11 protein-coding genes are annotated in these 14,220 nt (G+C 43.8%); 7 read left to right on the top strand and 4 right to left on the bottom strand.

Translation table 11 applies throughout. The annotated features are described in order from the left end of the window. Positions 1–7 precede the first annotated feature (7 nt). Positions 8–925, top strand: a complete 918-nt coding sequence (gene lpxC, locus R7Z49_RS07135; RefSeq protein ID WP_005381871.1) for a UDP-3-O-acyl-N-acetylglucosamine deacetylase — start codon at positions 8–10, stop codon at positions 923–925. Between the two features lie 113 nt (positions 926–1,038). Here lpxC and R7Z49_RS07130 read toward each other — a convergent pair whose 3' ends face one another. Then, the gene (locus tag R7Z49_RS07130; protein WP_033906094.1) at positions 1,039–1,497 is read right to left on the bottom strand and encodes a DUF721 domain-containing protein; all 459 of its coding nucleotides are present in this window, start codon (positions 1,495–1,497) and stop codon (positions 1,039–1,041) included. 407 nt (positions 1,498–1,904) lie between these two features. On the opposite strand from R7Z49_RS07130, the gene secA reads away from it, so the two are divergent. The 5 genes from secA (at position 1,905) to carB (ending at position 10,979) form a co-directional block, all read left to right on the top strand. Continuing rightward, positions 1,905–4,634, top strand: coding sequence for a preprotein translocase subunit SecA (secA, locus tag R7Z49_RS07125; RefSeq protein WP_047102008.1), 2,730 nt, complete (start codon positions 1,905–1,907; stop codon positions 4,632–4,634). Positions 4,635–4,789: 155 nt separating this feature from the next. Further along, complete coding sequence (gene mutT, locus R7Z49_RS07120) at positions 4,790–5,188, top strand: 8-oxo-dGTP diphosphatase MutT (protein WP_005387387.1); 399 nt, start codon at positions 4,790–4,792, stop codon at positions 5,186–5,188. Positions 5,189–5,298: 110 nt separating this feature from the next. Beyond that, positions 5,299–6,108 (top strand): 4-hydroxy-tetrahydrodipicolinate reductase, encoded by an 810-nt coding sequence (gene dapB / locus R7Z49_RS07115; RefSeq protein ID WP_005381860.1) that lies wholly within the window; start codon positions 5,299–5,301, stop codon positions 6,106–6,108. Positions 6,109–6,589: 481 nt separating this feature from the next. Continuing rightward, positions 6,590–7,729 (top strand): glutamine-hydrolyzing carbamoyl-phosphate synthase small subunit, encoded by a 1,140-nt coding sequence (gene carA, locus R7Z49_RS07110; RefSeq protein WP_017821483.1) that lies wholly within the window; start codon positions 6,590–6,592, stop codon positions 7,727–7,729. 16 nt (positions 7,730–7,745) lie between these two features. Next, positions 7,746–10,979: a carbamoyl-phosphate synthase large subunit gene (gene carB / locus R7Z49_RS07105; protein ID WP_005381854.1), complete on the top strand. Its 3,234-nt coding sequence runs from the start codon at positions 7,746–7,748 to the stop codon at positions 10,977–10,979. A gap of 75 nt (positions 10,980–11,054) precedes the next feature. On the opposite strand, the gene R7Z49_RS07100 is transcribed toward carB, so the two are convergent. Then, positions 11,055–11,474: a hypothetical protein gene (locus R7Z49_RS07100; protein WP_318111494.1), complete on the bottom strand. Its 420-nt coding sequence runs from the start codon at positions 11,472–11,474 to the stop codon at positions 11,055–11,057. Continuing rightward, positions 11,464–12,378 carry a hypothetical protein gene (locus R7Z49_RS07095; RefSeq protein ID WP_025768414.1) on the bottom strand — a complete coding sequence of 305 codons (915 nt, stop codon included), beginning with the start codon at positions 12,376–12,378 and terminating at the stop codon, positions 11,464–11,466. Before R7Z49_RS07095 ends, R7Z49_RS07100 begins: the two co-directional genes overlap by 11 nt. A gap of 249 nt (positions 12,379–12,627) precedes the next feature. Between R7Z49_RS07095 and R7Z49_RS07090 the strand changes: the two genes are divergently transcribed. Then, positions 12,628–13,407, top strand: a complete 780-nt coding sequence (locus tag R7Z49_RS07090) for a TSUP family transporter (protein ID WP_017821480.1) — start codon at positions 12,628–12,630, stop codon at positions 13,405–13,407. Here R7Z49_RS07090 and R7Z49_RS07085 read toward each other — a convergent pair. Next, positions 13,349–14,203, bottom strand: coding sequence for a LysR family transcriptional regulator (locus R7Z49_RS07085; protein ID WP_132936758.1), 855 nt, complete (start codon positions 14,201–14,203; stop codon positions 13,349–13,351). The two genes, R7Z49_RS07090 and R7Z49_RS07085, sit on opposite strands and share 59 nt — an antisense overlap. Positions 14,204–14,220 lie beyond the last annotated feature (17 nt).

Genomic DNA, 14,220 nt, shown 5'->3' with positions numbered 1-14,220 from the left:
CAAGCAGATGATCAGACAACGTACTCTGAAAGAAATAGTGAAAACAACTGGTGTGGGTCTCCACTCTGGTCGTAAAGTCACACTTACTCTGCGCCCGGCTGCTGCAAATACAGGTATCATTTACCGTCGTACAGATGTAAATCCACCTGTAGATTTTCCAGCTGATCCAGCTTCGGTTCGTGACACCATGCTTTGTACTGCATTGGTAAACGATGAAGGTGTGCGTATTTCAACTGTTGAGCACTTGAATGCGGCACTTGCTGGTATGGGCATCGATAACATTGTTGTCGAAGTAGACGCACCTGAAATTCCGATCATGGATGGTAGTGCAAGCCCATTTGTATACTTGCTACAACAAGCAGGTATCGAAACGCAAAATGCGCCAAAACGCTTCATCCGCATCAAAAAGCCAGTTCGTTTTGAAGATGGTGATAAATGGGCAGAATTTGTACCATTTAACGGCTTCCGTATGGACTTCGAAATTGAGTTTAATCACCCAGCGATTGAATCAGACGAGCAACGTTTGCTGTTTGATTTCTCGTCAAAAGGCTTTGTTCGTGAGATTTCTCGAGCACGTACGTTTGGCTTTATGCGTGATATCGAATATCTACAATCTCAAAACCTAGTTTTGGGTGGTAGTTTTGACAATGCTATCGTTTTGGATGATTACCGTATTCTTAATGAAGAAGGTCTACGCTTTGAAAATGAGTTTGTGACTCACAAAGTGTTGGATGCGATTGGTGACCTTTACATGTGTGGCCACCCAATCATTGGTGAATTCCGTGCCTTTAAATCTGGCCACGGTTTAAATAACCAACTGTTACGTGCTGTTCTTGCAGATCAGGAAGCGTGGGAGTGGACTACATTCGAAGAAGAAGTCGGCTCACCAGTAGCATTCGCAGAACCAAATATGGTGCTTGCGTAAATACTTGGCATTAGAATTAATAAAAAACCAGGCTTATGCCTGGTTTTTTGCTATTTGGCTTTAATCCTGGATTTATCAATAACATTCAAGCTTTCAGCATATTGAAATAACGTTCACTTACGATCTTCCTTTTCTGCCATATCGGCTAATCGTTTTAAACGCTCTTGAATTTTCGGTGGCGCCATGTCGGCAATCGTCATTAATGACTTTGCTGCAGATTCGGTTAGTGGTGGACGCTTAGGTCTGTCGTCTTGTTGAAAGCGGTTTCGATATAGTGAAGGATTGATCCTCACTTCAACGCTCATCAGCTTGGCAAAGCCTTGAGTACGAAGTTTATTTAGGATCATGAGGCGATCGTAATCGATCTTCATTTTGATCGCGGCACTAGAGACATCGATCAATAGATGGCCGTTACGAACATTCGCTACTCGGCAATGATCGGCCGTCCCCGTGGGTAAGACCTCTTGCAAAGCTTGGTTAAGCTGTAAGATTTCTCCAGCATGTTCTTGAATCTGCTTGAACTGTGACTCAGCAATAACATCTTCAGTCGAGGTTGGACGGTGATCACGCATAGGTAAAATCTAATTTTGTTGAGATATAGCTATTCTAGAGCAGCTTTCTATCAAGGTATAGTTTACATTAACGTCTTTAGCTTCAGTTTTACAATGTAGCAAGGTAAAAAGCAAAGTTTGCTCTGGATGGATTACACATATTGCGGTATGCAATATCGGCTAATCAGTCACCACTTTAAGTAAAAACTTCAGAGTGCTTCAAACAAATACGTCTATTTATGGTTGTATCGATTAAAAATCCTTACACTAAGCCACATTGTTTCAAAACTTAGCCTTGAAATATGGATGTTTGAACTCAATATCTTTGATAAATGATTTATCTCAGTATTCTTAGTTCCAAACTGGCAGAGACTGAAGGCATTATGAGTAGATCGGGAACGGTCTGAATAAAGAGAGATTCACGAAAAATGATAACTAAGCTACTGACAAAAGTGATTGGCAGTCGCAACGACCGAACACTGCGCCGCCTTAGAAAAATTGTAAAAGAAATTAATAACTATGAGCCAACATTCGAGGCTCTAAGTGATGAAGAGTTAAAAGCAAAGACGGTTGAATTCCGTGAGCGCCTAGAGAAGGGTGAAACTCTTGATAAACTACTTCCAGAAGCTTTTGCTACGGTTCGTGAAGCATCTAAGCGTGTCTACGGTATGCGCCACTTCGACGTCCAGCTTATCGGCGGTATGGTTCTAAATGCGGGTCAAATCGCTGAAATGCGTACGGGTGAAGGTAAAACGCTGACGGCAACGCTTCCAGCTTACTTAAATGCTCTTGCTGGTAAAGGCGTTCACATCGTAACAGTGAACGATTATCTAGCTAAACGTGATGCTGAGACGAACCGCCCTCTATTTGAATTTTTAGGTATGACCGTTGGTGTAAACGTGCCAAACATGCCTCCTCAAGAGAAAAAAGAAGCGTACCAAGCTGACATTCTATACGGAACCAACAATGAATTTGGTTTTGACTACCTTCGTGACAATATGGCCTTCCGTAGCGAAGACCGTGTACAGCGTGATCGCTTCTTTGCAGTTGTCGATGAGGTGGACTCAATCCTAATTGATGAAGCTCGTACTCCTTTGATCATTTCTGGTCCTGCTGAAGATAGCTCTGAGCTATACACCCGAATCAACCTTTTGATCCCGCATCTTAAAAAGCAAGACAAAGAAGACTCTGAAGAATATCGTGGTGATGGTCACTACACTGTTGATGAGAAATCAAAGCAAGTATACCTCACAGAAACGGGCCAAGAGTACGTTGAAGAACTGTTGGTGAAAAATGGTCTTATGGAAGAGGGTGACACACTTTACTCTCCGACTAACATCAGCATGTTACATCACGTGAATGCCGCTTTGCGTGCTCATGTGTTGTTTGAGCGCAACGTTGATTACATCGTTACTGACGAAGGTGAAGTAGTAATTGTTGATGAACATACTGGTCGTACAATGCCAGGTCGTCGTTGGTCTGAAGGTCTTCACCAAGCAGTAGAAGCGAAAGAAGGCGTTAAGATTCAAAACGAAAACCAAACTTTGGCTTCGATTACCTTCCAGAACTACTTCCGCTTATACGAAAAACTGTCTGGTATGACAGGTACTGCGGATACTGAAGCGTTTGAGTTCCAATCTATTTATGGCTTGGAAACGGTGGTTATCCCAACCAACAAACCAATGATTCGTAACGATATGCCGGATGTGGTGTACCGTACCGAAGCTGAGAAGTTTGCTGCAATCATTGAAGATATCAAAGAGCGCGTTGCGAAAGGTCAGCCAACATTGGTTGGTACCGTATCGATTGAAAAATCAGAACTACTCTCCAACGCCTTGAAGAAAGCGAAGATCAAACACAACGTATTGAATGCGAAATTCCATGAGAAGGAAGCGGAAATTGTTGCTGAAGCGGGTATGCCGGGTGCGGTAACTATCGCGACCAACATGGCCGGTCGTGGTACGGATATTGTGCTTGGCGGTAGTTGGCAATCAAAAGTGGAAGCTTTGGAGAACCCAACTCAAGAACAAATCGATGCGATTAAAGCAGAGTGGAAAGTGGTACATGATCAAGTACTAGATGCTGGTGGTCTACACATCATTGGTACTGAGCGCCACGAATCTCGCCGTATTGATAACCAGCTACGTGGTCGTTCTGGTCGTCAAGGAGATGCAGGTTCATCGCGCTTCTACCTATCTATGGAAGACTCTTTGTTACGTATTTTCACTTCTGATCGTATGGCGAGCCTTATTCAAAGTGGTATGGAAGAAGGTGAAGCTATTGAATCGAAAATGCTTTCTCGCTCAATTGAAAAAGCACAGCGCAAAGTGGAAGGCCGTAACTTTGATATCCGTAAGCAGCTACTAGAATACGATGATGTGGCGAACGATCAGCGTAAGGTTGTCTACGAGCTGCGCGACGAATTGATGAACGTTGAAGACATCAGCGGTATGATCGAGCAAAACCGTGAAGATGTGCTAACCGCGGTTATTGATGAGTACATCCCGCCACAATCACTAGAAGATATGTGGGACGTTGAAGGTCTGCAAGAGCGCTTGAAAGCAGACTTCGATCTTGATGCGCCAGTGAAGCAATGGCTTGAAGAAGACGATAAGCTTTACGAAGAGGCGCTACGCGAGAAGATCATCAATCTAGCCGTTGAAGTGTACAAAGAGAAAGAGGAAGTGGTGGGTGCGCAAGTGCTTCGTAACTTCGAGAAATCGGTTATGCTTCAAACTCTGGATACGCTTTGGAAAGAGCACTTGGCAGCAATGGATCACTTGCGTCAGGGTATTCACTTACGCGGCTATGCGCAGAAGAACCCGAAACAGGAATACAAGCGTGAATCGTTTGAACTGTTTGAAGGTCTACTAGAAGCGCTGAAAACTGATGTGATTACTGTTCTATCTCGCGTTCGAGTTCAGCAACAAGAAGAAGTTGAACGTATGGAAGAGCAACGTCGTGCGCAAGCTGAAGAGGCCGCTCGTCGTGCTCAAGCGCAACACGCAGCAGCACAAAACCCTCTTTCTGAAGGTGAAGAATCTGAAGAAGGTTCAAGTCAGCCAATGGTACGTGATGAACGTAAAGTAGGTCGCAATGAGCCTTGCCCTTGTGGTAGTGGTAAGAAGTATAAACAGTGCCACGGCAAAATCGACTAACGTATTAGTCAGATAATTTTTTAAAGAGTCGCCTAGGCGGCTCTTTTTTTAAGCAAATTCTGTGGCTGTCGAATTTCATAAGTTTTGATAGCATCGGATAGTTTTAGAGATGCAAAGACCGTTGAAGTGTAACGGCTTGAGAGTTAGGAACCCCTATGAAAAGAATTCACATAGTCGCGGCTATTATTTTTAACCAAGACAAATCAAAAATTTTTATTACAAAGCGTCCAGACGACAAGCATAAAGGCGGGTTTTGGGAGTTTCCCGGCGGGAAAGTCGAGTCAGGAGAAAGTATTGAACATGCTCTAGCAAGAGAACTTGAAGAAGAGGTAGGAATTGAAGTTACTGAGCAAGCCCTTTTCGAGCATTTGGAATATGACTATCCAGACAAATCACTTAAGTTTGATTTTATTACGGTATCTAAGTTCAGTAATGAGCCTTACGGCCGAGAAGGTCAAGAAGGTCGCTGGGTTGAGATAAGAGAATTGGGTAACTATGCCTTTCCTGAAGCGAACGTGCCTATCTTGGAGCGTGTCGTAAAAGAGTTCGCTTAAGCCTGATGAACTTGCTTGTGGTAACCACGGTATGTTGTTAGTTTAAACAGATTAAGCGAAACGAGAGAACGAGAGCAAACCTCGTTATCCAGAGAAGGAGAGAAAGCGCAATGGTTCGTATTGCAATCGCAGGAGCAGCAGGCCGAATGGGCCGTAATTTGGTTAAAGCTTCACACCTTAACCCAGAGGCGACAGTGAGCGCGGGATCAGAACGACCTGAGTCCTCACTTGTCGGTGTCGATATCGGTGAACTTTGTGGTGAAGGCAAATTCGATGTGTTCTTAACGGATGATCTTGCTAAAGACGTCGATAATTTTGATGTAATCATCGATTTTACTGCCCCAGTAAGTACGTTGGCGAATCTTGAACTGTGTAAGAAGCATGGAAAGAGTATTGTGATTGGGACGACTGGTTTCAGTGATGCAGAGCGTGAACTGATTGACGAAGCCGCTAAGCAAGTGCCTGTTGTCATGGCTCCTAACTACTCTGTTGGTGTGAACCTAGTATTTAAGCTTCTTGAGAAAGCAGCCAAAGTGATGGGCGACTACTGTGATGTTGAGATTGTCGAAGCACATCATCGTCATAAAGTTGATGCTCCTTCTGGTACCGCTATCGGGATGGGCGAAGCCATTGCTGGTGCGATGGGCAACAAGCTGAATGATGTAGCTGTCTATGCGCGAGAAGGTATCACAGGTGAACGTACTAAAGATGAGATCGGCTTTGCTACAATTCGCGCTGGCGATATCGTCGGTGAGCACACAGCCATGTTTGCTGATATCGGGGAACGAGTGGAGATAACGCACAAAGCGACCGATCGTATGACGTTTGCTAATGGCGCCGTCAAGGCCGCTGTTTGGTTGAGTGCCAAACCAGCGGGCTTTTATACCATGACAGATGTTTTGGGATTGAATGAACTCTAAATACATAATTATTCGCCGGCGGTAGCCGGCTTTTTTATATCTATAGAATTATTTGTAAATGAAATGATTCTAACAGAAAGTATTTTGGTGCTTACTTTTGTCGTTGTTTTGGTTGTTTTGTGGGTGTTTTGGGTTTTGATGTCTAAAAACTAATGTCTTTTTTGTCGAGTGAACGTTTGCGTGAAAAATTCATACTTTTTTGTGATCTCTAAAAAGTTCAAATTTGTAAAATTCATTAAACCTCTATGCCTCTCTATGTAATAGCATGTAAAAGTTATCTTTTTGGGCCTTACTGATTCAAAATGACCTTACTCGCTAGAAATTAATCATTTATTTTTGATTGTAGGTTGACAGGTTTCGAGTCCAACTTTAGAATACCGCCAATTTGTCTGAAATACCTATTTATGTAGATTTTATAGGTAAAGGAAGGCATGTTTGCAGTTTGATTTATTTTTTTTGCATTTTTATTCTGGAGGTTGTCTTGGGTAAATTAGCACTGTTGGTCCTAGAAGATGGGACAGTGTTCCGCGGAGTGTCCATAGGGGCAGATGGTCTTTCCGTTGGTGAAGTCGTTTTTAATACCTCGATGACGGGGTATCAAGAAATCCTCACTGATCCTTCCTATTCTCAGCAAATCGTCACTCTCACTTATCCTCACATTGGCAATACCGGAACCACTTCCGAAGATGAAGAATCCTCTTCCATTCATGCACAAGGCCTTGTGATTCGCGATCTTCCTCTAATCGCTTCTAACTTCCGTAACGAACAATCCCTCTCTGATTATCTTAAGTCTCAAAATATCGTTGGCATCGCTGATATCGATACTCGTAAGCTCACTCGTATCCTGCGTGAAAAAGGTGCTCAAAACGGCTGTATTGTTGCGGGCAACAACCTAGACGAAGCTTTGGCACTAGCGAAAGCAAAAGAATTCCCAGGCTTAAAAGGAATGGACCTTGCGAAAGAAGTTACAACAAAAGAAGCGTATCAATGGAAGCAAGGTTCGTGGACGCTTGAAGGTGGACTTCCAGAGGCGAAAGATGACAGCGAGCTGCCATACCACGTTGTCGCTTACGACTTTGGCGCAAAACGCAACATCTTACGAATGTTGGTTGACCGCGGCTGCCGCTTAACGGTTGTACCTGCAGAAACGTCAGCGGAAGAAGTTCTGGCACTAAATCCAGATGGCGTATTCTTATCGAACGGCCCTGGTGACCCAGAACCATGTACTTACGCGATTGAAGCAACCAAAGTGTTCCTAGAAAAAGGCTTGCCAATTTTTGGTATTTGTCTAGGTCACCAAATTCTGGCGCTAGCATCAGGTGCGCAAACGGTGAAAATGAAGTTTGGTCACCACGGTGCAAACCACCCAGTAAAAGATTTAGAGCGTAACGTTGTGATGATCACTTCGCAAAACCACGGCTTTGCGGCAGATGAAGCAACATTACCGGAAAACTTACGTGCTACTCACGTATCGCTATTTGATGGCTCTTTGCAAGGTATCCACCGCACAGACAAGCCAGCATTTAGCTTCCAAGGTCACCCAGAAGCGAGCCCAGGTCCACATGACGCGGCACCGCTATTTGACCACTTTATCGAACTAATCAAAAAACACAGCGCTTAATTCGGAGTAGTAGATAATGCCAAAACGTACTGACATTCAAAGTATTCTAATTCTTGGTGCTGGTCCGATTGTTATCGGTCAGGCATGTGAGTTTGACTACTCTGGCGCACAAGCGTGTAAAGCTCTTCGCGAAGAAGGCTACCGAGTTATCCTGGTTAACTCTAACCCAGCAACCATCATGACTGACCCAGAGATGGCAGATGCGACTTACATTGAGCCGATTCAGTGGGAAGTTGTACGCAAGATCATCGAGAAAGAACGTCCTGATGCAGTTCTGCCAACTATGGGTGGTCAGACAGCACTTAACTGTGCGTTAGATTTAGAGAAGCACGGCGTTCTCGCAGAGTTTGGCGTAGAGATGATTGGTGCAACGGCTGATGCAATCGACAAAGCGGAAGACCGTTCTCGTTTTGATAAAGCGATGAAGTCTATCGGCCTTGAGTGTCCTCGCGCAGATACAGCGAAGAGCATGGAAGAAGCTTACAAAGTTTTAGATATGGTTGGCTTCCCTTGTATCATTCGTCCATCGTTCACCATGGGTGGCACTGGTGGTGGTATCGCGTACAACAAAGAAGAGTTCGAAGAAATCTGTCGTCGCGGTCTGGACTTATCTCCGACCAACGAACTTCTTATCGATGAGTCACTAATCGGTTGGAAAGAGTACGAAATGGAAGTCGTTCGTGACAAAGCGGACAACTGTATCATCGTATGTTCAATCGAGAACTTTGACCCAATGGGTATCCATACGGGTGACTCAATCACGGTTGCTCCAGCACAAACACTGACTGACAAAGAATACCAGCTTATGCGTAATGCATCGCTAGCTGTTCTGCGTGAAATCGGTGTTGAAACAGGTGGTTCAAACGTACAGTTTGGTATCAACCCGAAAGATGGTCGTATGGTCATCATCGAGATGAACCCGCGTGTATCTCGCTCTTCTGCGCTAGCATCAAAAGCAACAGGCTTCCCAATTGCGAAAATTGCCGCGAAACTGGCTGTTGGCTTTACGCTAGACGAACTACAAAACGACATCACAGGTGGTGCAACACCTGCGTCATTTGAACCAACTATCGACTACGTCGTAACTAAGATCCCTCGCTTTAACTTCGAGAAATTTGCTGGTGCAAACGATCGTCTGACAACTCAGATGAAATCGGTTGGTGAGGTAATGGCGATTGGTCGTAACCAACAAGAATCTCTTCACAAAGCACTGCGTGGCCTAGAAGTTGGCGCAACTGGTTTTGATGAGATGGTCGATCTGGAAGCGCCAGATGCACTGACTAAGATTCGTCACGAACTTAAAGAAGCAGGTGCAGAGCGTATCTGGTACATCGCCGATGCATTCCGAGCGGGTATGTCAGTCGACGGTGTGTTCAACTTGACTCAAATCGACCGCTGGTTCCTGGTTCAAATCGAAGAAATTGTAAAACTCGAAGAACAAGTCAAGGCGGGCGGCTACGCAGGTTTGACCAAAGAAGTGCTTCGTCAGATGAAACGCAAAGGCTTCTCTGATGCTCGCTTGTCTAAATTGCTTGGTGTCGCTGAAAGTGAAATTCGCCGTGCTCGTGAGCAGTTTGATATTCATCCGGTTTACAAACGTGTGGATACATGTGCAGCAGAGTTTTCTTCTGACACGGCTTACATGTACTCATCTTACGATGAAGAATGTGAAGCAAACCCAACAGACAAAGATAAGATCATGGTTCTTGGTGGCGGTCCAAACCGTATCGGCCAAGGTATCGAATTCGATTACTGTTGTGTTCATGCATCACTTGCGCTGCGTGAAGACGGTTACGAAACCATTATGGTTAACTGTAACCCAGAAACGGTATCTACTGACTACGATACGTCTGATCGTCTGTACTTCGAGCCAGTAACTCTGGAAGATGTACTGTCTATCGCTCGCGTTGAAAAACCAAAAGGTGTGATTGTTCAGTACGGTGGTCAAACGCCACTTAAACTGGCTCGTGCTCTAGAAGCGGCTGGTGTGCCAATCATTGGTACTAGCCCAGATGCTATCGACCGTGCGGAAGACCGTGAACGCTTCCAAGCCGCTGTTGACCGTTTAGGTCTACTTCAGCCAGAAAACGCGACAGTAACAACGATGGAGCAAGCGGTTGAGAAATCGAAAGAAATTGGCTTCCCATTAGTTGTTCGTCCATCTTATGTACTCGGTGGTCGTGCGATGGAAATCGTATACGACGAGCAAGACCTGCGTCGCTACTTCAACGAAGCAGTAAGCGTATCGAACGAGTCTCCAGTTCTGCTAGACCGTTTCTTGGATGATGCAACCGAAGTTGATATTGATGCTATCTGTGACGGTGAACGCGTCGTTATCGGCGGTATCATGGAGCACATCGAACAAGCGGGTGTTCACTCTGGTGACTCTGCATGTTCACTGCCTGCATACACGCTAAGTCAGGAAATTCAAGACAAGATGCGTGAGCAAGTTGAGAAGTTAGCATTCGAACTCGGTGTGCGCGGTTTGATGAACACGCAGTTTGCTGTGAAAGATAACGACGTTTATCTAATTGAAGTGAACCCTCGTGCTGCTCGTACGGTACCATTCGTATCGAAAGCGACAGGCGCTCCTCTAGCGAAAATCGCTGCACGTGTAATGGCGGGTCAATCTCTAGAGTCACAAGGCTTTACTAAAGAGATTATCCCTCCTTACTACTCAGTGAAAGAAGTGGTTCTGCCGTTCAACAAATTCCCTGGTGTTGACCCTCTATTGGGCCCTGAAATGCGCTCAACAGGTGAAGTAATGGGTGTGGGTGCAACGTTCGCAGAAGCTTACGCGAAAGCAGAGCTAGGTTGTGGTGCGGTTTATCCTGAAGGTGGTCGTGCGCTACTGTCTGTACGTGAAGGTGATAAAGAGCGTGTTGTTGACCTAGCTTCTAAGTTAGTGAAACTGGGTTACCAGTTGGATGCGACACACGGTACAGCTGTAATTCTGGGCGAAGCGGGTATTAACCCACGTTTGGTAAACAAAGTACACGAAGGTCGTCCACACATTCTTGACCGCATCAAGAACAACGAATACACCTACATCGTAAACACGGCTGCTGGTCGTCAAGCGATTGAAGATTCGAAAGTTCTACGCCGTGGTGCACTGGCTGAAAAAGTGAACTACACAACGACACTGAATGCAGCGTTCGCTACATGTATGTCTCATACTGCAGACGCAAAAGCGTCAGTAACTTCGGTTCAAGAGTTACACGCTAAAGTGAAAGCGAGTCTAGACGCGTAACAGATAAAAATCAGTAAGCTCATTAATCAGGGCTTACATGACAACCTCATTGCCCGCTCATTTGAGCGGGCTTTTTTATATCGAGGTTTTTCTAAAATGAAGAGCATTAAAGTGTGCTAGGAACGATTGGTATGCTTCGCTTTTGAAGATCATTAAGCTAATGATGGCAAGCAATGTACCCAAAGATGAAGAAATAGTACTACCATTTGCTACAACAAAATTAATGCTGCAAGTGAGAATGATAAAAGAGATAGTAAGTAAGTTTATTTTTGCAGCAACACTTAATCCTTTGCTTATTGTCAGAATGTTTGGAATGCATACAATAACAACCGTAATAGCTCCCAATGTAAGGAGGTAAGTATCTAGAGCAATGTGTTGAGTGAAAGAAAACCAGTCATTCCAAATGCTTAAGCTAATAGCCAGACCAATAGTCAATGCCAAGTATAAACATATACTTAGTGAGATGTTTGCTATGCTAATTGATTTAGTATTCAACTTTCAATTCCTCATAGATTCCAATAGCAAGATTTCTTAACTCTCCCGAATAACCGCTTCCTACTATGCTAATTGAGCCTCCAATTGCATCTAGAAGCTGATGAGAAATGGATGCGGATATTGTTGCTTGTGAATACCTCTTAGGAATTTCTCCTGACAACATTAGCTGTTTACGAGCTTTATTCGAAATGCTCGGAAGGTTTTTACGGATGATTTCTTTAGTTAATCTTGTTCTTTCTTGTCTGTTTAAGCCTTTTAGAATCTCGGGAACGCCTTTCTTAGTGGTTTGCTTAAGAGATTGAACCATTTTTATCGTTTGATATCCACTAGCGCCCGCTCCAGCTAAGGAGATGTAATCTAAAGCTTTAGTTGTATTTTGATACCACTCATTACTGTCTATATCCGATAATTTGTCTGGTGATTTAGATACCATACGGGTTCTTGCTACTCCAATAGCACATTGAGCTGTGGCAGCAACAGTAGCGGCGTGTGAGATATAGGACATAGTTACGCCCACAGGACCACTTACTGGTATTGTTAGCCCCGAACCAACTACCCCAATCCAGCCAATCGCTGCACCAATACAGCTAATGCTCGCTGATAGAAGCTCTTGATTGAATCTTGATTTTGACTCTTCCTGTTTTATTTTTTTTGCAAATTCTTGAGATGATTGTAATTTTATCGGTTCCCGTAGAATGATAAAGGTAGGATTGATATGGCATGTGGATTTAAAGTCTCTTAAGCGTACAACGGTGAATTTGTTATCAATATAAATTACACCCGCACCGCTAGTCTCTGGTTTAGCGTCAATAACGCTGAATAGCTGATTAATATTCACTATCTGTTCGATTTTTAAGCGTAATTGCTGTTCTTTTATTGATGGTCGAGTCAGTAAGGCTTCCATTATTTTCGTTTTTTATCAGATTAAATATTTCCTATTAAGACAGCATTTTCTTTTTCTATCAAAATATTAAGAGGCTCTTGAGGTGAGGCTCTATATTTGGATGTAATTGATATTTTTAATGTATCATTCTCTAGATTTATTAACTGATGAAAATTAGGAATAGATTGGTGTCTTGACTTTCCATTGGTAGTTTTGTGAATAAGTGCTACCGTTTCTTCCTCTTTGATACCTCTTCAAAAAGGAAGTGTAGTGGAAATCACGGTTGAAATTTTGTTGGCCTTATTTTTGGTTGCGACTGCCGCAGGCTTTATTGATGCGATGGCTGGTGGGGGAGGGCTCATTACGCTCCCTGCGCTTTTGGCTGCGGGGTTGAGTCCGACTCAAGCTCTAGCGACCAATAAGTTACAAAGTTCGTTTGGCAGTTTCTCTGCTAGCTGGTATTTCGTGCGTAACGGTATTGTTAGCTTAAAGGAAATGCGTTTTGCGATACTCTGCACTTTTATAGGCGCTGCAATCGGTGCCGAGGCTGTGCAGTTTATTGATGCTAGCGTACTCACCAGTTTGATCCCTGTTCTTTTGATAGCCATTTCCCTCTATTTTTTACTCGCGCCAAGTACGCGAAAAATCGATGGAGAACCAAAGTTATCTGAAGCGATGTTTGCGCTATGCATTGGTGGCGGGATCGGTTTCTATGATGGCTTTTTTGGCCCTGGGACTGGATCTATTTTTACTGTTTGTTTTGTTGCACTAGGTCACTTTTCTTTGGTCGAAGCCACAGCTAGAACCAAAATCCTCAATTTCACGTCAAACATTGCGGCACTACTCTTTTTTATCTTAGCTGGGTTGCCAGTGTGGAAGCTTGGCTTAACTATGGCTGTTGGCGGTTTTCTTGGTGCTCAGTTAGGGGCGAAGGTCGTGGTAAGTAAAGGGCAAAAATGGATTCGTCCTCTAGTTATAGTGATGTCGATGCTTATGGCAACGAAACTTCTTTGGCAACAACATCAGCAATGGATTCTGTCAGTGCTTTAACTCGCTCGCTACGATATGTGCTGTGACGTAAGCAGATATGTATTGGTCGAACTAACTGATCTAGCTCTTCAAAGTCATAGCAGAACTTAGGTGTGATATTAAGTATCGTTAGGATAGATTTAGGGATTAAAGCGGGAGCCATACCTCCCAAAGCCAGTTGTGCTGCCGCAGTATACGAATCCATTTCCATCAAAGGTTCGATTCCGTGTTTGGATAAAATAGCTTGTTGATATGTGTTGGCAGGGTTAGTTAGGTCATTGGTCAAAATAGCTTTAGGTAGTTGTGAAAGTGAATGTCGACTGACAATTGAGAAAGGTTCATCGGCGAGGTGAAGGCTCATTAATCCATGGTGAGGCGGTAAATAACCAGCACAGAATCCCAGTGTCGCTTTACCTGATTTCACATTCTCAATAATGCGTGGCGTATGATTGGTCGATATTCGTATGTACTGATCATGGGCAAAGTGTTCTGCCATGATCATGCTGAGGTATCCCGCCACTAAGGTTTCAGAGCAGTCCATTTTGATTAAAGAAGTGTCTTCTATTTGTTGTTGATCGTAGATTTTTCCTCTTAACTCATTGAACGTGGGTTCTATTGTGTTTATGAGGGCAAGGCCATCGGAGGTCAGCTTTATGTGCCGACCATTTGGCTCTATTAATTTTTTTCCTAACTTCTTCTCTAGATTTGAAATACGTTTACTCACGGCAGATTGACTAATATAGAGTTGACTGCCCGTGCGGCTCATGGTTTTTTCTTTACTGAGGACAAGTAACGTTTCAATACCTTCAAGCAACATAATGATTAATGAAAGTT

This window comes from Vibrio sp. 1562 (assembly GCF_033340155.1).
Lineage (GTDB): Bacteria > Pseudomonadota > Gammaproteobacteria > Enterobacterales > Vibrionaceae > Vibrio > Vibrio alginolyticus.
This window is presented reverse-complemented; position numbering and strand designations above follow the sequence as displayed.